General features: G+C 66.7%; 18 protein-coding genes. 12 read left to right on the plus strand and 6 right to left on the minus strand.

Going from position 1 to position 16,868, the window contains the following annotated elements; genetic code table 11:
- Positions 1 to 15: 15 nt before the first annotated feature.
- A complete protein-coding gene (locus tag QX128_RS15370; protein ID WP_316216225.1) occupies positions 16 to 207 on the minus strand; it encodes a hypothetical protein in 192 nt (63 codons plus the stop codon).
- Positions 208 to 535: 328 nt separating this feature from the next.
- Between QX128_RS15370 and QX128_RS15375 the strand changes: the two genes are divergently transcribed.
- The 4 genes from QX128_RS15375 (at position 536) to QX128_RS15390 (ending at position 3,432) form a co-directional block, all read left to right on the plus strand.
- Complete coding sequence (locus QX128_RS15375) at positions 536 to 2,248, plus strand: jacalin-like lectin (RefSeq protein ID WP_316237854.1); 1,713 nt, start codon at positions 536 to 538, stop codon at positions 2,246 to 2,248.
- 194 nt (positions 2,249 to 2,442) lie between these two features.
- The gene (locus QX128_RS15380; protein ID WP_315803079.1) at positions 2,443 to 2,766 is read left to right on the plus strand and encodes a metalloregulator ArsR/SmtB family transcription factor; all 324 of its coding nucleotides are present in this window, start codon (positions 2,443 to 2,445) and stop codon (positions 2,764 to 2,766) included.
- A complete protein-coding gene (locus QX128_RS15385) occupies positions 2,763 to 3,173 on the plus strand; it encodes an SRPBCC domain-containing protein (RefSeq protein WP_316237855.1) in 411 nt (136 codons plus the stop codon). The genes QX128_RS15380 and QX128_RS15385 overlap by 4 nt, the downstream gene beginning before the upstream one ends.
- 40 nt (positions 3,174 to 3,213) lie before the next feature.
- Positions 3,214 to 3,432, plus strand: coding sequence for a hypothetical protein (locus QX128_RS15390; RefSeq protein WP_316237856.1), 219 nt, complete (start codon positions 3,214 to 3,216; stop codon positions 3,430 to 3,432).
- Between the two features lie 85 nt (positions 3,433 to 3,517).
- Here the strand turns inward: QX128_RS15390 and QX128_RS15395 are convergent, their stop codons facing one another.
- The 5 genes from QX128_RS15395 to rpiA form a co-directional block, all read right to left on the minus strand.
- Positions 3,518 to 4,741, minus strand: coding sequence for a caspase family protein (locus tag QX128_RS15395; RefSeq protein WP_316237857.1), 1,224 nt, complete (start codon positions 4,739 to 4,741; stop codon positions 3,518 to 3,520).
- Positions 4,742 to 4,809: 68 nt separating this feature from the next.
- Positions 4,810 to 5,604 carry a DUF4336 domain-containing protein gene (locus QX128_RS15400; RefSeq protein ID WP_316237858.1) on the minus strand — a complete coding sequence of 265 codons (795 nt, stop codon included), beginning with the start codon at positions 5,602 to 5,604 and terminating at the stop codon, positions 4,810 to 4,812.
- A gap of 151 nt (positions 5,605 to 5,755) precedes the next feature.
- Positions 5,756 to 7,141 carry a glutathione-disulfide reductase gene (gene gorA / locus QX128_RS15405; RefSeq protein ID WP_316216220.1) on the minus strand — a complete coding sequence of 462 codons (1,386 nt, stop codon included), beginning with the start codon at positions 7,139 to 7,141 and terminating at the stop codon, positions 5,756 to 5,758.
- A 33-nt stretch (positions 7,142 to 7,174) separates the two neighbouring features.
- Positions 7,175 to 7,696: a DUF2059 domain-containing protein gene (locus tag QX128_RS15410; protein ID WP_316216219.1), complete on the minus strand. Its 522-nt coding sequence runs from the start codon at positions 7,694 to 7,696 to the stop codon at positions 7,175 to 7,177.
- A gap of 48 nt (positions 7,697 to 7,744) precedes the next feature.
- Entirely contained in the window at positions 7,745 to 8,437 is a 693-nt protein-coding gene (gene rpiA / locus QX128_RS15415) for a ribose-5-phosphate isomerase RpiA (protein ID WP_316216408.1), read from the minus strand.
- 173 nt (positions 8,438 to 8,610) lie between these two features.
- On the opposite strand from rpiA, the gene QX128_RS15420 reads away from it, so the two are divergent.
- From QX128_RS15420 to QX128_RS15455, 8 genes are all read left to right on the plus strand, one after another.
- Positions 8,611 to 9,297, plus strand: coding sequence for an HAD-IA family hydrolase (locus QX128_RS15420; RefSeq protein WP_316237859.1), 687 nt, complete (start codon positions 8,611 to 8,613; stop codon positions 9,295 to 9,297).
- A gap of 265 nt (positions 9,298 to 9,562) precedes the next feature.
- Positions 9,563 to 9,955 carry a hypothetical protein gene (locus QX128_RS15425; RefSeq protein WP_316237942.1) on the plus strand — a complete coding sequence of 131 codons (393 nt, stop codon included), beginning with the start codon at positions 9,563 to 9,565 and terminating at the stop codon, positions 9,953 to 9,955.
- A gap of 210 nt (positions 9,956 to 10,165) precedes the next feature.
- A complete protein-coding gene (gene moaA, locus QX128_RS15430) occupies positions 10,166 to 11,197 on the plus strand; it encodes a GTP 3',8-cyclase MoaA (protein WP_315803071.1) in 1,032 nt (343 codons plus the stop codon).
- Between the two features lie 182 nt (positions 11,198 to 11,379).
- Positions 11,380 to 12,012, plus strand: coding sequence for a DUF1326 domain-containing protein (locus QX128_RS15435; RefSeq protein WP_316237860.1), 633 nt, complete (start codon positions 11,380 to 11,382; stop codon positions 12,010 to 12,012).
- Between the two features lie 36 nt (positions 12,013 to 12,048).
- On the plus strand, positions 12,049 to 12,870 hold the full coding sequence (locus QX128_RS15440) for a DUF2182 domain-containing protein (protein WP_315803069.1): 822 nt from the start codon (positions 12,049 to 12,051) through the stop codon (positions 12,868 to 12,870).
- 136 nt (positions 12,871 to 13,006) lie between these two features.
- A complete protein-coding gene (locus QX128_RS15445) occupies positions 13,007 to 13,684 on the plus strand; it encodes a spermidine synthase (RefSeq protein ID WP_315803068.1) in 678 nt (225 codons plus the stop codon).
- A gap of 228 nt (positions 13,685 to 13,912) precedes the next feature.
- A complete protein-coding gene (locus QX128_RS15450) occupies positions 13,913 to 14,299 on the plus strand; it encodes a nuclear transport factor 2 family protein (protein WP_315803067.1) in 387 nt (128 codons plus the stop codon).
- A gap of 218 nt (positions 14,300 to 14,517) precedes the next feature.
- Complete coding sequence (locus QX128_RS15455; RefSeq protein ID WP_316237861.1) at positions 14,518 to 16,779, plus strand: DUF2235 domain-containing protein; 2,262 nt, start codon at positions 14,518 to 14,520, stop codon at positions 16,777 to 16,779.
- Positions 16,780 to 16,868 lie beyond the last annotated feature (89 nt).

Genomic DNA, 16,868 nt, shown 5'->3' on the forward strand with positions numbered 1-16,868 from the left:
AATGAGCGGGGATCGTCAATCGTAGGGCTGGAGCGTTGCAGTCCCATCGGCCTGCGCTCCGCTTCGCGTGGCATCGCCCCGCAGCATCGTGGCTGCGACGACGTGCAGGAACAGGAAGACGGCGAGGACGCTCGCGGCCAACACCGCGCGGGGGATCATCGGCAGCTTGCGCCGCGGCCGAGCCTCGTTTGGCTGCATGTCCGTCATCTCCATCACCTGATGCCGGGCTTGCTAGCAGTTCAGCGTCCCCTCAGCGTCCCCCGAGCAGAGTATGGCGTGCGGCGTGTTTCCGTGCAGGGCGAGGAGGAGTCGGCGTCGGTCAGTTCCTCGGCGCTCGTCATTCGCAACCGCTGCCATGGCCGCGGTCGATCGCAGAGCGCAGGCGGATCGGTCGTGCGCACACGACGCAACCCCCGCTCGCATCTGCCATCCCGACACGCCGCGCGCAGAACATGCATCGATCCGTCATCAGGCCGACACGCGGCAGGTGATATCGCGCGCCCCGCTATCCGGCATCATCGAGGGGAATCGACCAATGACACTTCGCCTATGGGCGGGCGCAATCGCGCTTGGATGCACCAGCCTGCTCGGCAGCGCGCTGCACGCCGCAGACGGAACGTTCAGCACGCTGACCTACAACGTGGCGGAAACGCCGACCGCCTACAATGGCGGCAGCGACGCGCATTCGCGCGTGATCAGCTGCTATCTGCGCCAGTTCGGCATCGTCAACGTGCAGGAAGATTTTCTCTGGCACGCCGCGCTCTACGACACCTGCGACAACCATCCCTATCGCACGCCGACCTCGGGCACGGCCGGCATCGGCGACGGCATGAATACGCTCAGCGCCTATTCGTTCGACGATCTCGATCGCGTGACCTGGACCAAGCGCGCCGATTCGGACGCGCTGACTCCGAAGGGCTTCTCGCTGATCCGCACACGGCTGGCCGAAGGCGTCTATCTCGACTTCTACAACCTGCACGCCCGGTCCGGCACGTCCTCCACCGATCTCGCCTACAGCGAGTCCGACGTGGCGCAGATTCTGAGCTACATCGAGGCGAACTCGGCCGGCAACGCCGTCATGGTGATGGGCGACACCAACACGCGCTATACCCGGGCCGGCCAGAACATGTGGGAATTCCTGCATCACGGTTTCAGCGACGCCTGGATCGAGACGGTGCGCGGCGGCAGCGTGCCGCCGATCGGCGATGCGCTGGTCTGCGGCGATACCCAGACGGCGCGGCCGGATTGCGAGATCGTCGACAAGGTGCTGTGGCGGAACAACGGCTTCCTGAACCTGCAGGCGTCCAACTATGCCGACCGCCAGGACGCGCTGGATTCAAACGGCGCGCAGCTCTCCGATCATCATCCGATCGAGGTCGACTGGAGCTTCGCCACGGCCGCGAGCCGCAGGCTCAGCGACCAGTTCGGCGGCCCGCACGGCACGAGCTACAACGACGTCTCCGCGCTGCCGGCCAATCCGGTGGTCAGCAAGCTGACCATCCGCACCGGAGCCCGGGTCGACCAGGTCGAGCTGACGCTGTCCAACGGCTATGTCTACAGCCATGGCGGCACCGGCGGCACGGCGCAGAGCCTGGCGCTCGTCAGCGGTGAATATCTCACCTCGGTCAATCTGTGCAGTGATCAGTATCAGGGCCACACGCGCATCTTCCGGGTCGCGTTCGGCACCAGCGCGGGCCGCACTTTGTCGGGCGGCACGACGACGTCGAGCTGCACCAGCTACACCGCACCGAGCGGCTGGCAGATCACCGGCTTCCACGGCCGGTCCGGCGACGAGATCGACAAGCTCGGCGTCGTCTACGCGCCGGTCCCCACCGCCACAGCGCCAGCGCGCCAGCCGGTCCGCATCGTCAATCGCACGTCGGCGCTGTGCATGGACGCCAGCGGCGGCGCGATGGCCGACGGCACCGCCGTGATCCAGTGGTACTGCACCGGCGCCGCCAACCAGACCTGGAGCTACGACGATGCCAGCGGCATGATCCGCAGCATGCAGGACCCCCACTACTGCCTCGACAACAGCGGCAGCTATGGCGACGGCGCGCAGCTCGTCATCTGGACCTGCACCGGCAACAACAACCAGCGTTTCCGCTACGACGCTGCGGCCGGCACGATCGCGGTGCGCAGCAATCCGGTCGAGGTCATGAGCCAGAACGGCACCTCCGTGGGCAACCAGCTGCTGACCACCTCGGCCTCGGCGGCGGGATCGCAGCAATGGACGCTGGCGCCTTGAGCCGACCATGAACGCAGATGATCCGGGCGGTCGCGCCGGCCGGATCATGCTGCGGTGGTCCCGGAACTCCACCGAAGCCGTCCGCGCCCCACCCGTCGAACTTGCGGACCGATCGCTCCAACGAGAATTCATGCTTGACCTATTCATAACTTTGCGGTTATGAGTTTATCCATAACCAACGGGTTATGGATAAAATGGCGCGATCGCCCGACCTCCTGTTCAGATCACTTGCCGACCCGACCCGGCGGGCCATTTTCGAGGGCCTGTGCCGGCATGGCGAGCAGACCGTCGGCGCGCTGACGGCCAAGGCCGGCGTGTCGCAACCAGCCGTGTCGAAACATCTCGGCGTGCTCAAGCAAGCCGGCCTCGTGCGCGAGCGCCACGAAGGCCGCCAGACGCATTATCGCGCGCAGCCGAAGGCGCTCGCCCCCCTGCTCGACTGGACCAGCCGCATGGGCGCGTTCTGGGAGAGCCGGTTCGATGACCTGGAAAATCTTCTCAACAGGATGGATCAATGACGAAAGCCGCGCCGGAAACCCGCACCGTCGTCGTCGAACGCGAGTTCGCGCATCCGCCGGAAAAGCTCTGGCGCGCGCTGACGCAGCCGCATCTGCTCGCGGAGTGGCTGATGGCTAATGATTTCGTGCCGGCGGCCGGTCATCGCTTCAAGCTGAAGGCCGACTGGGGCGTGGTCGACTGCCAGGTCACGACTGTCGAGCCGCACAGGACGCTGTCCTACAGCTGGGCGGCGCTCGGCCTCGACAGCGTCGTGACCTGGACGCTGACGCCGACAGCGGCGGGCACGCATCTGCGCATGGAGCAGACCGGCTTCGGACCGGATCAGACCCGCGCCTATCAGGGCGCAAGCTACGGCTGGCCGAAGTTCTTCGACGGCCTGGAGCAGACTCTGGCGCGGCTCGACTGAGCCGAACCGGACGAAAACTCATCATCAAGGAAAGAAACAGATGAATTGGAGCAACACGATCCGGCAGGTGCATCGCTGGGTGTCCATCGCCTTCACGCTCGGCGTCATCGTCAACATCGCGGCGATGACGCAGACGCAGCCGGCCTTCTGGATCGGCCTGCTCGCGCTTGTCCCGCTGATCGCGCTGCTCTGCACGGGGCTTTACATGTTCGCGCTGCCCTATCTCGCACGACCGCGCAACGCGCGGCAGGCCGGTTGACGAGACAGCAGCTTGGCCCGTCATTGCGAGCGGGGTGGTGTACAAGCGCGATCTGAGCGGCGATGCGCTGAGGGTGCGGGACTGCTCACTCCAGCCCGTTCGACGACACCCAGCCGACGACGCCGTTCCACACCGCCCGGCACGACGGAAACCGGCTGATGCCGTCGCCCGGCATCACGCAGCCGCCGACCATCGCGGTCTCGCCGGCCGGAATGCGGGTCAGGATGCTGGATTTCTGCCCGGGCTCGCTGCGCAGGTTGAGATAGCCCTGCGAGACGTTGCGCTTGACCACGCGCGGCACGAGGTGCGGATTGGGCAGAATGGCTTGCGCGCGCTCCGTCGGAGAGTCGGTCGGACGCGCCGCGGTCTGGGTCTTCTTCAGCTCCTCGATGCGGGCGCGCGCCATCGAGCCGTATGGCGTGCTGCCGAACTGGCGCACGAAATCCTCGAGCACGGCGATGCTGCTGGTGTTCTGCGTCACCGCCCAGGCGCGCTCGGCCGGATCGGATGACGACGGCGCCGGCTGTGCGGTCGAGGCCGGCGCGAACGCTTGGCCCGCGAAGTAGAAGTCGCCGTCGACCGGCGAGCTCGACACCCAGGGCTGCTGGCTTCCAGCGGTCGCCCGCTTCACCTCCAGGCCGACCTGGTTGAAGGTCTTGAAGATGTCGAGACCCGGCTGCTTGATCGTCTCGGCCAGGGCCTTCGTGAACGGGCTGTTGCCGTCGCGGCCGTCGAGCGCGACGTTGCCGGGCTGGGTCGCGAACGAGATCAGCGTGCCCTCCGGCGCGCGCATCTGCGCAAGCCCGCTGCCGGCGTCGCGCAGGCCGCGGCCGCCGAACGGATTGTTGCGGCAGGCATCGAGGATGACGAGGTTCAGCTTGGTGCCCGCGCTCTCCATCTGCCGCAGCACGACATTGACGTCGAGCATCTGGAAATCGACGTCGGCCTCCCGCGTCGGATTGGCGTCGATCGGCACCAGATAGTTGGCGCCGCGCACCTGCACGCCATGGCCGGCATAGTAGACCAGCGCGACGTCGGCGCCGCGCGCGTTGGCGCCGAACTCCTGTACGGCCCTGCGCATCGCGGTTTCGTCGAGATCGAGCTGGGCGCCGCCGCCGACCAGGGTGAAGCCGAGCCCGGCCAGCGTCTGCGCCATCAGCGCGGCATCATGTCTGGGATTGTCGAGCCGGCTGACGGCGCGATAGGCCGAATTGCCGATGACGAGCGCGATGCGGGTGTCGGCGAGCGCCGGGCTGCATAGGAACAGCACGCTGCATCCGGCCAGCACCAGCCTCATCCATTGCCGCATCCGTCCGCCCTCGCCAACCTCGATGGCACGAGCTTATACGTCCGTCGCGGGAGGAGAAAAGCACGGCTTCACGACGGCCGGTCTCGTGAGGCCATGCCGGCCGTTCGAGGCCGCAGCAACCAGCAGAATGCCTCGCGCAGGATCTCGGTGCCGTCAGCCGGGTGCCAGGCGCCATGGGCGATCACGATCCGCTCGGGGTGCCACGCCAGCATGGTCTCGACCGCCGCCCGCAACTCGCGTCGGTGCCGCCAGGTAAATGTCAGCCGGAGATCGCGCGGCAGGCCGCCATGCGGCGGACCGACGCCCCCGATCCAGCTTAGGTAGCGCGCCAGGCCGGCGCCGATCTTGGCCGGCTCGAAATTCTCCATCAGATCGGTCAGGATCAGCGTGCGCGACGGCCGATGGAAGAACACGACCTCCGTCATATAGCTGCCGAGGACGGGCAAGGTCGCGATCTCATCATCCCACGGATAGCCAGTACTGCGATCCAGCGGCCTGCCCTCGAAGTCGATGCGGCCCTTCGCCTGCGCGCGAATGCCAGGTGCCAGATAGATCGCCGCGTCGGGAAACGCCGCCTGCCAGTCGGGGATCCACCAATAGTGGATGCGATTCGGACCGATGATGTCGCGCACGCGGCCTTCCCGGTCGATCTCGGCCCGCAGCGCCGGCGTCAACAGCGTGGGCGAGTGGATGAACAGATCGCCGGAGGCGCAGCGCACCACGGTCATGCGGGTGGGAAACGGAAATTTCAGCCCGGGAATGCCGAAGCGGATCACGGGCCCGTCGACGATCCAGATGTTCTCGGCAACGGGCTTCAGGGTGTTGAGCGGCGGATAGGTCGCAAGGCAATCATCCTGGGACATGCTGGTCGCTCTCCAACCGCCGTTCACTGAACGGCTCCAAGATGGCAAGCCCGATCGGCCATGGTGTGGACCGTCGTCAGACCGTGAGCACTGGCCACCGCAGTCGCTACGGAGGCCGGCTGCGCACGAGCGCCAAGAAGCAGACGGCGTCCTACTCCGCCGCCTGCCGCACGTGGCGCTCGGTCACCGTGCGCATCGTCACCAGCTCCTCGGCAGCCGAGGGATGCAGCGCGATGGTGGCGTCGAAATCGGCCTTGGTCGCCTTCATCTTGATGGCGATGGCGACGGCCTGGGTGATCTCGGCAGCCATGTCTCCGACGATGTGGCAGCCGAGCACGCGGTCGCTGGTGCCGTCGACGACGAGCTTCATCAGCACGCGGGTGTCGCGGCCGGACATCGTCGCCTTGATCGGGCGGAAATTCGTCTTGTAGATGTCGACGCGGTCGTACAGCTCGCGCGCCTGGGTTTCCGTCAGGCCGACGGTGCCGACTTCAGGCTGGCAGAACACGGCGGTCGGAATGTCCGCGTGATCGACGCGCACGGTCTTGCCGCCGAACACGGTGTCGGCAAAGGCGTGGCCCTCGCGGATCGCAACCGGCGTCAGGTTGAAGCGATGGGTGACGTCGCCGATCGCGTAGATGCTCGGCACCGAGCTCTGCGAGAACGCGTCGACCGCGATGCCGCCGTTCCGGGGATTGATGGCGACGCCGGCCTTCTCCAGGCCGAGATTGGCCACCGCCGGATGGCGGCCGATCGCGAACATCACCTTGTCGGAGGCGATGCTGGAGCCGTTCGACAGATGGGTGGTGTAGTCCTGGCCGTGCCTGTCGACGCTGGTGACGGTGCATCCGGTAAGGATGGTGATGCCTTCCTTCTCCATCTCCGAGCGGACATGCTTGCGGACGTCCTCGTCGAAGCCGCGCAGGATGTTGTCGCCGCGATAGACCACGGTCACGTCGGAGCCGAAATTGGCGAAGATGCAGGCGAACTCGAGCGCGATGTAGCCGCCGCCCTGGATCACGATCCGGCGCGGCAGCTCGTCGAGATGAAACGCCTCGTTGGACGAGATGACGTGCTCGATGCCGGGAATCGGCGTGCCGTGGTTGGGCGCGCCGCCGGTCGCGATGAGAATGTACTTGGCGCGGATGGTCTCGCCGGTCGTCAGCCGCACGGTGTGGGCGTCCTCGAGCACCGCGCGGGTCTTGACGATCCTGGCGCCGGACTTCTCGACGTTGCTGGTGTAGGCCGCCTCGAGCCGCGCGATCTCCTTGTCCTTGTTCCTGATCAGCGTCGGCCAGTCGAAGGTCGCGGTCGGGATCGTCCAGCCGAAGCCCGCGGCGTCGGCGATCTCCTGGCGGACATGCGAGCCGATCACGAACAGCTTCTTGGGCACGCAGCCGCGGATCACGCAGGTGCCGCCCATGCGGTATTCCTCGGCGACAACAACGCGAGCACCATAGCCGCTCGCGATGCGGGCGGCGCGCACGCCGCCCGAGCCGCCACCGATCACGAACAGGTCGACGTCGAATTCAGCCATCTCTCCCCCGACCTGGCCTTTCGGCCGCAAGCCTCAGATCGGCTTGTTGCGCTTGCGCATCTCGGCGCGGAACTGTGCGGTGACGGTGTCGGAGAACTCCGCCGCCCACAGGTTCATCGCCTGCATGCTCATCTGGATCGCCTTCGGCTCCGCCGCAAGCAGCTTCTGGCCGATGGCTGACTTGTAGAAAGCGACGAGGTTGGCGATCTCCTGGTCGGAGAACTCGTTGCAGTAGATCTGCGCCATCTTCTCGCCGATCTCCTTCTCCTTGCCGGCATAGGTCTGCGCGACCACCACGGCGACCTCGTCGAGGTCCTTCTGGTAGTTGAGATTGGACTGCAGCAGCGCCTGCTTGGTCTGCTGCACGATGCCGGGGACGGCATTGGCGTACATCGCAGCCGCGTTCTTCATCCCCAGAATCTCGCGCGCGCCGGCCATGCAGGCGGGCGAGGCCGGCTTCAGCGCCGGTGCCTGGCCCTGCGCCGCAACCGGGCTTGCCGAGGCCAGGGCCAGCACGAGTCCGGCGGCCGGCAAGATTCTGAACACGCTCTTCATTCCAAGTCTCCTGTGAGTTGCCGCCCTGAGCGCAGCCTCGTGCCGCGCTCAGGGCCGCTGGATAACGCGAATTCCCTGTGCGCCTGCCAGGATCGCCGTGCTGCCGAGGCCGATGAACAGCCCATGCTCGACCACGCCCGGAATTGCGCTCAAAAGGTCCGCCAGGCGCGGGGGATCCACGATCTCCCCAAGGCGGACGTCGATAATCCAGTGGCCGCCATCGGTGACGAAAACGTGGCCGTCTGCGGACTTGCGCAGGCTCATCGGCCCGGACACGCCGGCCGTGGCGAAGGCGTCACTCATCTCGCGCTGGGTCGCAGCGAGGCCGAACGGAACCACCTCGACCGGCAGCGGGTAGCGGCCGAGCCGCGCCACCCATTTGCTGTCGTCAGCGATCACGATCATGCGATCCGAGGCGCTGGCGACGATCTTCTCGCGCAGCAGCGCGCCGCCGCCGCCCTTGATCATATCGAGCGCCGGATCGATCTCGTCGGCGCCGTCGACGGTGATGTCCAGCCGGTCGATCTCGTCGAGCGTGGTCAGCGGCACGCCGCACGCTTGCGCCTGCGCGCGCGTCGCCTCCGAGGTCGGCACGCCCACGATCTTGAGGCCGGCGCGCACCTTTTCCCCGAGCAGATCGACGAAATGCTTCGCGGTCGAACCGGTGCCGAGACCGAGCTTCATGCCGCTCTCGACCTCCTCCAGCGCACGCGCCGCCGCCTGCCGCTTCAATGCATCCATGTCGACCAAGGAACCCGCCCTTCGCACCCAGGGCCCCCACAAGCCGGGGCCGAAAGCCGGCGCATATCTAGCGATGTTTTGACGCGGGGCCTAGCTCTCGCCGGCCACGAAATCGGACAAAAAGCCATTGCGAGGCTCTTGCACGGACGCGAGCCGGCCGCTAGCGGATACCGATGGCCATCTCCAGCACCATCGTCTTCGATCTCGACGGCACCCTGGTCGACACGGCGCCGGACCTCATCAACGCGCTGAACCACATCTTGCAGCGCGAAGGGCTGCGGCCGGTGCCATTGGCCTCGGCCCGCAAGATGATCGGGCACGGCGCGCGCAAGCTGCTCGAGCGCGGGCTGGAGGCGGAAGGCCGCTTCGCCAGTCCCTCCGACATGGAGCGGCTCACGGTCGACTTCATCGATTTCTACGCCGAGAACATCGCCATCGAATCGCGCCCCTTCGAGGGGCTGGAGGCGGCGCTCGACGAGCTCGCCGGCCGCGGCTGCCAGTTCGCGGTGTGCACCAACAAACTGGAATGGCTGTCCAGGCGGCTGCTCGACCAGCTCGGCCTGTCCTCCCGCTTCGCCGCGATCTGCGGCGCCGACACGTTCGGCGTTGCCAAGCCGGATCCGACGATCCTGCGCCAGACCATCGCGCAGGCCGGCGGCGAGGTCGGGGCTGCGATCATGGTCGGCGATGCCGGCACCGACGTCGGCGCCGCCCGCCGCGCCGGCGTGCCGGTGATCGGCTGCACCTTCGGCTATACCGACGTACCGATCGCGGAGCTCAATCCGGACCACCTGATTGACCACATGCGCGAGCTGCCGGCGGCCGTCACGGCCCTCAGCCCCTCGCTCAGGATCGCCTAGCCAGCTTGCGATTCGACTGCCGCATCGCGCCCTAACTCCCTGCCCGATCGACCTGAATCCGCACCTTGGGGTGCGTTAACGTTCTGTTGAGAATAGGGTTGACCGCAGTTGCGCCGCTGTTCTGACGCTCCTATGGTCGCCCTGGGATTGCGGCCGATGGCCGCAGGGTTGTGGGGCGGACATCATGATGCGGCGTGTCATCGCAATTGCGGTTGCGGGAGCCGGCTTGGCCGGTTGCTCGTCCTTCTCCATGGACAGCTTCAAGATGGCCGCGCCCGAGGTACCGGTGCAGCTCGACTCCGTGCCGCCGGGCGCTGACGCCAAAACCTCGCTCGGACCAGGCTGCAAGACGCCCTGCACCGTCTCGGTGCCGGCGCCCGATGCCGGCTTCAGCGTCACCTTTACGATGGACAAGTACCAGCCCGCGACCATCCCGGTGCAGGTGCTCCGAAACTCCGGCGATTTCAACACCTCGCCGCCGGTGGTGATGGACCCGAGCCCGGTCGTTGCCGAGCTGCAGCCGATGCCGGGTGCGCCGCCCAAGGCCGTCAAGCACATGCGGCCGAAGAAGCCGAAGCCGCCGAAATCCGCCGCTGCGCCGGAAGCACCGGCGACCACCGGGTCCGCCTTCCCCGCCCCCGCGCCGGGACGGCAATAACGGGCCATCGTCCCGCGCGTCCCCTTGCCAAGGCGAAGCTGCATTGCAGCATCGACGTTTCAACGTCGATGATTGTGAGGCGCGGCGATCATGATTAGATTGTCGTGAGACCGACATCCGGCCGCGCTTGCGCGGCCGCCGCGTGGCATCGCCGCCACCTGGGCCGCCACCAGCCAAGGCTTGCATCAAGGCTTTCCATCAAGGCTTTCCATGACCGCAGAGACGTTGAGTGACACCGCCCTGACGCGCCCGATGACCGACCCGTTCGGCCGCCGCATCAGCTATCTGCGCGTCTCGGTGACCGACCGCTGCGACCTGCGCTGCTTCTACTGCATGTCCGAGGACATGACCTTCCTGCCGAAGGCCGACCTGCTGACGCTCGAAGAGCTCGACCGGCTGTGCTCGGCGTTCATCCACAAGGGCGTCAAGAAGCTCAGGCTCACCGGCGGCGAGCCGCTGGTCCGGCGCAACGTGATGGGCCTGGTGCGCTCGCTGTCGCGGCATCTCAAGAGCGGCGCGCTCAACGAGCTGACGATGACGACCAATGCGACGCAGCTCGCCAAGTACGCCGCCGAGCTCGCCGATTGCGGCGTCCGCCGCATCAACGTCTCGCTCGACACCCTCGACCCGGACAAGTTCCGCGCCATCACCCGCTGGGGCGATCTCGACCGCGTGCTGGCCGGCATCGAGGCGGCGCGCGCTGCGGGTCTCGCCGTGAAGATCAACGCGGTCGCGCTGAAGAACATGAACGAGGACGAGATCCCCGCGCTGATCGACTGGGCGCACGGCAAGGGCATGGCGCTGACCTTGATCGAGGTGATGCCGATGGGCGAGATCGGCGAAGGCCGCATCGACCAGTATCTGCCGCTGTCGCTGCTGCGCGGGCGTCTTGCCCAGACCTACACCATGACCGATCTCGACGAGACCACCGGCGGTCCCGCCCGCTACGTCCGCGTCGCCGAGACCGGCGGCACGATCGGCTTCATCACGCCGATGACGCATAATTTCTGCGAGAGCTGCAACCGCGTCCGCGTCACCTGCACCGGCACATTGCACACCTGCCTCGGCCACGAGGACGCCTCCGACCTGCGCAAGCCGCTGCGCGCCTCGGCCAGCGACGAGCAGCTGAGCGACGCGATCGACCGCGCCATCGGCCTGAAGCCGAAGGGCCACGACTTCATCATCGACCGCCGCCACAACCGCCCGAGCGTCAGCCGGCACATGAGCGTGACGGGCGGCTGACCGGAGTCCTCGACCACCGCGGCCTGCGACCGATCGCGGCCGGAGCCAGTCAGTGGGCCGGCCCCCCTGACGTGGAGAGGAACAAACGACCGGCTTGCGGCACGTCCCGACGCGGCGTAGCTTGCAACCTGAGATCGTGCGTTCCAGAGCACGTTGTCGGTGAGACCCAGCGGGAGGCGGCGATGGCAGACCCAGTCGCTTGGCACCTGTCCGGTGACTATTTCGAGAATTGCAGCTGCAGCCTGCTGTGTCCGTGCCTGATGTCGGCCGCGCCTCCCCTGACCGCGCAGCCGACCGAGGGGTTCTGCAACGTGCCGCTGCTGTTCCACATCGACACCGGCCGCTATGGCGATGTCGCGCTTGACGGCCTCAACGCGGCGGTGATGCTCCATGCGCCCGGCGTGATGGCGGAGGGAGACTGGTCGATCGCCGCCTACGTCGATCAGCGCGCCGACGATCCGCAGACCGAGGCGATGGCCGCGATCTTCACCGGCGCCGCCGGCGGACCGATGGCTGCGTTCACGCCGCTGATCAGCACCAATCTCGGCGTGCGCAAATCCGCCATCACCTTCCGGATCGCCGGCAAGACGCGATCCGCCGAGATCGCCGACATCCTGCACATGTCCGTCGAACCGCTGCCGACCATGCATCCGAGCGGCGAGATGTGGGTGAACATCGGCCATCCCGTCAGCCCGGACAGGATGGCGCTCGCCGTCGGCGCAGCGGGCAACACCTACAATGATCACGGCATGCGCTGGGACAATTCCGGCAAGAACGGCCTGTACGCGTCGATCAGCTGGTCCAACCAGGCCTAGATCGACGTGACGCAAGGCCGGCAACCCGCCTTGCAGATGACTGGCAGCGCCCTCGAAGCCGTGCTGCGGCGCGATCGCTGGATCGTCGGCGGCGCGATCGCAATCATGGTCGCCCTGTCATGGGCCTATGTTGTCTGGCTCGCCAACGACATGGACATGGGCGGCATGGACATGACCGGCTTCCGCATGATCCCGGCCGGCATCGGCATCATGTTGCCGGCCAGCGAGTCGTGGCGCGCAATCGAGTTTGCCTATGTGTTCCTGATGTGGGTGGTGATGATGGTCGGGATGATGGCGCCGTCGGCCGCGCCGATGATCCTGATGTACGCCCGTGTCGGTCGACAGGGCCGCGCGCAGGGCCAGCCGTTCGCTGCGACCGGCTGGTTTGCGGCCGGCTATCTGCTCGCCTGGAGCGGCTTTTCGCTGCTGGCGACCGTGCTGCAATGGGGTGTGGAGCGGACGGCCCTGCTGGATTCGCGGATGGCGATCGACAGCCACGTGCTCGGCGCCACCGTGCTGATCGCCGCGGGCGTCTATCAGTGGACACCGCTGAAGGGCGCCTGCCTCGTCCAATGCCAGTCGCCGCTCCTGTTCCTGATGCGCCACGGCGGCTTTCGCGGCGACCTGCGCGGGTGCCTGCTATTGGGCCTCCGGCACGGCGGCTATTGCGTCGGCTGCTGCTGGGCTCTGATGGCGCTGCTATTCGTCGGTGGCGTCATGAACGTAACGTGGATCGCCCTCCTGACCCTGCTCGTGCTGTTTGAGAAAGTCGCTCCGTTCGGACGATGGGTCGCGCGCGCGGCCGGGATCGCCTTCAGTGCCGCGGGCGTCTGGATGCTGGTGTCGCCACCGCAATGATGCGCGACGGCGCCATGCAGGCCGTCGCAACAGTGGCGTCGCCCTTGGTGCTGGATGCAGGCAATGTGGTAAGCAGCGGCCCAGCGCGGCGACTCCGCCGCCTGACATAGCGTAATCCAACTGACGCGAGACGCCCGTGATTCCCTGGAAGCTGATCGACACCGCGGACGTCCCCGGCGGCGGCGAGCCGCTGCGGCTGATGCAGCGCGGCAAGGAGTTCTCGATCAAGCTCGGCGCGAACGAACTGATGAACAGCCGGCTGCACGGATCCGAAGAGGCGCTGGCGACCCTGAGCTGCGCCCGCATCAAGGCCGCGCCCGCTCCGCGGCTGCTGATCGGCGGCCTCGGCATGGGCTTCACCTTGCGCGCCGCGCTGAAGGTGCTGGGTCCGCAGGCCCGCGTCACCGTCGCCGAGCTGGTGCCCGCGGTGATCGCCTGGGCCCGCGGCCCGATGGCCGAGTTGTCCGGCGCAAGCCTCGCCGATCCACGCGTCGACATCCACGAGGGCGACGTCGTGAAGCTGATCGCCGCCGCGCGCGGCACCTATGATGCGATCCTGCTCGACGTCGACAACGGCCCTCAGGGACTGACGCGGCAATCCAACGACGCGCTGTATGATTCCTCGGGCTTGCGCACCGCCTTCACCGCCCTGCGCCGCGGCGGCGTGCTGGCGGTGTGGTCGTCACACCCGGACGAGCGCTTTACGCCGCGGCTGCGCAAAGCAGGCTTTGCCGCCGAGGAGATCAACATCCGCGCCACCGGCCGCGGCGGCGGCGCCCGCCACGTGATCTGGATCGCGACGCGGCCGGCGTGACGGCGGCAGCGTTGTTGCGGGGAGCCACTCAGGCGGAGAGCTCGTTCCTTCGCATCTCCCGCCGTTCGCATCGGAGTGGTGAGGCGTCAGCCATCGTCCTATGATGCATCACGGCTGCGAAGCCGGCGGATGCCCGCATCAACGCGCGAACGCCGCGAGGATGCGCCGTTCTCTGGCGTGTCGACGGACGCTCTGCAACGAGAGCGCGTGCCTGAATGGGAGATTGCCATGGACGACCGCGCCACGCGCGCTGCCCTGCAGCACCATTGGGATGCATCGGACGCCAACGATTTCGACGCCGAGCACGCCATCTATCGCGACGATGCCGTGCTCGATTATCCGCAATCGGGCGAGCGTATCCGCAGCCGGCGCAACATTCAGGAAAGCCGCTTCGTCCAGCCCAACCACAAGCGCTTCACAGTGCAGCGGATCATCGGCGGCGGCGATCTCTGGGTCACTGAACTGGTCCTGACCTATGACGGCGTGCCCTCCTACGTGGTGAGCATCATGGAATTCCGCGACGGCAAAGTGGTGCATGAGACGCAATATTTCAGCGATCCCTTCGACCGGGCGCCCTCGCGCGCACATCTCGTCGAGCACATCAACCCCGCCTGAAGGGCGATGAACGGCGACGGCAACCGCATTTCGGTGATGTCGGCATTTCGGTGGCAGCGCAGTGCATTTTCGTCCTCGGGTCGCCGCGTCGCTGCAGCGGCGTCCCGCATCCTCCGGCCACGCCGCCGAAAGCCTCACACCATCTCAGGTTGCTTTCCCGATCGTCCGTATTACGCTCCCGGCTCTCGACCGGGGGAATGTCGAGCGGGGTCCTTTGCATGGCGAGTCCCAAGATCATCATCCTGTCCGACGGGACCGGCAACGCCGCGTCGAGCGTGTGGCGGACCAACGTCTGGCGCATGTTCCAGGCGCTCGACCTGCAGAGCAATGCCCAGGCGGCCAAGTACGACGACGGCGTCGGCACATCGTCGTTCGTCCCTCTCGCCCTGCTCGGCGGCGCGTTCGGCTTCGGTCTCAAGCGCAACATCCTCGACGCCTACAAGTTCGTCTGTCGCAACTACGACCACGAGCATGGCTCGAAGATCTATCTGTTCGGCTTCAGCCGCGGCGCCTTCACCGTGCGGGTGCTGGCCGCGCTGATGCTCGACCAGGGCCTGATCGTTGCCGGCACCGAGGCCGAGCTGCACGATGGCGCCGTGAAGGCCTATCGCGCCTATCGCGCCAAGGGCTACCATTCGATCTGGCGGATCGAGGTGCCGTTCCGCTGGCTTCGCGATCATGTGCTGGTGCCGGTGATCGACCGCATCATGGGCCGCAAATCTCTCGACCTCCTCGAGCGAAAACGCCTCCCGGCGATCGAGTTCATCGGGCTGTGGGACACCGTCGCCGCCTACGGACTGCCGATCGACGAGATGACGCGAGGCATCTCCAACTGGGTGTGGCCGCTCGAGCTGCCCAATCGCGTGCTCAACCCGCGGGTGACATGCGCGCGCCACGCGCTCGCGCTCGACGACGAGAGAACGACATTCCATCCGGTGCTCTGGACCGAGGCCGGCGAGACCAAGCCGCAGGATGCCAGGACGATCGATGACGAACGGCTGGTTCAGGTCTGGTTCGTCGGCATGCACGCCAATGTCGGCGGCGGCTATCCGGACGATTCCGTCTCCTTCGTCCCCCTGACCTGGCTGGTCGGCGAGGCCGTCAAGCGCGGCCTGATCTTCAAGTCCGCGCCCGAAGCCGATCCGGATGCGATCAGGTCGATCGTCACGTCGCAGGACAAGGATGGACGCCTCTACAACTCGCGCTCCGGCCTCGGCTCCTACTATCGCTATGGCCCGCGCAAGGTGTCGGATCTCTGCAACGACCCGGCCGCGGGCGTCCAGGTGCCGATGCCGAAGATCCACGAAAGCGTCTTCGACCGCATCGACAGCGGCTGCAACGCCTATGCGCCCATCGGGCTGCCCGACAACTACATGATCGTCCGCTACGACGGCACGCTGACGCCGCTCGGGCCGACCACGTTCGAAACGCCGGCCGGCGCGGCGGCCCGGTTCGCGGCCCAGGAAAAGCTGTGGAATCTGGTGTGGTTCAGACGCCTCGCTTATTTCGCGACGCTGGCGGCCTCGCTCCACCTCGCGGCGTTCTGGCTGTTCCACGACCTCGATCGCACGCACGAATACGCCTCCCGCATCAGGATGGTCTCCGAAGCGGTCCGGCTGGTCGAATCGTTCCTGCCGAACTCCCTGCACTGGTGGACGGACTGGTACGCCGCCAATCCCGAATGGTTCGCCGGCGGGATCATCATCCTGGTCGTACTGACTGCGCTCGGGACGTTCCTCAGCGACCGCATCGGCGACCGGATGCGCGTGATCTGGCGCGAACGCGCATCGCCCCCGATACCGTCCGGCCTGGTGCATCGGGCCATTTACGCGCTCCGGACAAATCGCGCCTATCAGTTCGTCATCAGGAACGGCAAGCGACATGTCGGCCCGTTCTTCCTCGCTGTCGGCACCGTCTGGCTTGCGGTCACGCTGATCAGCCATTTCCTGTTCAACGCCGCGGACTCGATGGGCGCCTTCTGCCATGGCACGCCCGCGCGCGAGCTCGTCGCGGTCGACAAGGGCATTCCGCAGGATGCGCGGGATTTCTCGACCGACGCGGTCTGCGCGCCCACCGGCTTGAGCGTCCGTCCCGGCTTCTCCTACGAGATCATCGTCACAATGACCGATCCGTGGGAGGACGCCGGGCGGCCGGTCACGCCCGCCGGCTATCGCACCTCGACGGTCCAGGGCTATGCCCGCTCGACGTTCTACGCGGGCATCCTGCTGCGCCGCGTTCTGTTCCGGCCGTGGTATCGGCTGATCGCCAGGGTCGGCGAGACCGGCGTCGACGAATATTTCCTCGACCCCGTTCCCGCCCCCAACACGACACCTCAAGCCTACAAGGCACGCTTCAAGGCCGACCGCGGCGGCGAGCTGTTCCTCTATGTCAACGACGCGGTGATCGGGCTGCCCTGGATGTACGGTGCATTCTATCCGAACAACGCCGGCAAGGCGAAGGTGAGCGTCAGGCTGCTGTGAATCACCATCGCCGACGGTGTGGACCGGCGTATCGACATCGCGACGTCGATCGCGGTTCTCTGATGCAGGGACGAGGTCATCATCGATTG

This window comes from Bradyrhizobium sp. SZCCHNR1015, from assembly GCF_032489875.1.
Lineage (GTDB): Bacteria > Pseudomonadota > Alphaproteobacteria > Rhizobiales > Xanthobacteraceae > Bradyrhizobium.

Bases quoted from the DNA above. Each gene is read 5' to 3' on its own strand.
- QX128_RS15390 (WP_316237856.1), top strand. From the start codon at position 3,214: ATGAATTGGAGCAACACGATCCGGCAGGTGCATCGCTGGGTGTCCATC.
- QX128_RS15420 (WP_316237859.1), top strand. From the start codon at position 8,611: ATGGCCATCTCCAGCACCATCGTCTTCGATCTCGACGGCACCCTGGTC.
- rpiA (WP_316216408.1), bottom strand. From the start codon at position 8,437: ATGGATGCATTGAAGCGGCAGGCGGCGGCGCGTGCGCTGGAGGAGGTC.
- QX128_RS15455 (WP_316237861.1), top strand. From the start codon at position 14,518: ATGGCGAGTCCCAAGATCATCATCCTGTCCGACGGGACCGGCAACGCC.
- QX128_RS15400 (WP_316237858.1), bottom strand. From the start codon at position 5,604: ATGTCCCAGGATGATTGCCTTGCGACCTATCCGCCGCTCAACACCCTG.
- QX128_RS15450 (WP_315803067.1), top strand. From the start codon at position 13,913: ATGGACGACCGCGCCACGCGCGCTGCCCTGCAGCACCATTGGGATGCA.
- moaA (WP_315803071.1), top strand. From the start codon at position 10,166: ATGACCGCAGAGACGTTGAGTGACACCGCCCTGACGCGCCCGATGACC.
- QX128_RS15425 (WP_316237942.1), top strand. From the start codon at position 9,563: ATGGCCGCGCCCGAGGTACCGGTGCAGCTCGACTCCGTGCCGCCGGGC.
- QX128_RS15435 (WP_316237860.1), top strand. From the start codon at position 11,380: ATGGCAGACCCAGTCGCTTGGCACCTGTCCGGTGACTATTTCGAGAAT.
- QX128_RS15410 (WP_316216219.1), bottom strand. From the start codon at position 7,696: ATGAAGAGCGTGTTCAGAATCTTGCCGGCCGCCGGACTCGTGCTGGCC.
- QX128_RS15375 (WP_316237854.1), top strand. From the start codon at position 536: ATGACACTTCGCCTATGGGCGGGCGCAATCGCGCTTGGATGCACCAGC.
- QX128_RS15385 (WP_316237855.1), top strand. From the start codon at position 2,763: ATGACGAAAGCCGCGCCGGAAACCCGCACCGTCGTCGTCGAACGCGAG.
- QX128_RS15395 (WP_316237857.1), bottom strand. From the start codon at position 4,741: ATGCGGCAATGGATGAGGCTGGTGCTGGCCGGATGCAGCGTGCTGTTC.
- QX128_RS15370 (WP_316216225.1), bottom strand. From the start codon at position 207: ATGACGGACATGCAGCCAAACGAGGCTCGGCCGCGGCGCAAGCTGCCG.
- QX128_RS15440 (WP_315803069.1), top strand. From the start codon at position 12,049: ATGACTGGCAGCGCCCTCGAAGCCGTGCTGCGGCGCGATCGCTGGATC.
- gorA (WP_316216220.1), bottom strand. From the start codon at position 7,141: ATGGCTGAATTCGACGTCGACCTGTTCGTGATCGGTGGCGGCTCGGGC.
- QX128_RS15380 (WP_315803079.1), top strand. From the start codon at position 2,443: ATGGCGCGATCGCCCGACCTCCTGTTCAGATCACTTGCCGACCCGACC.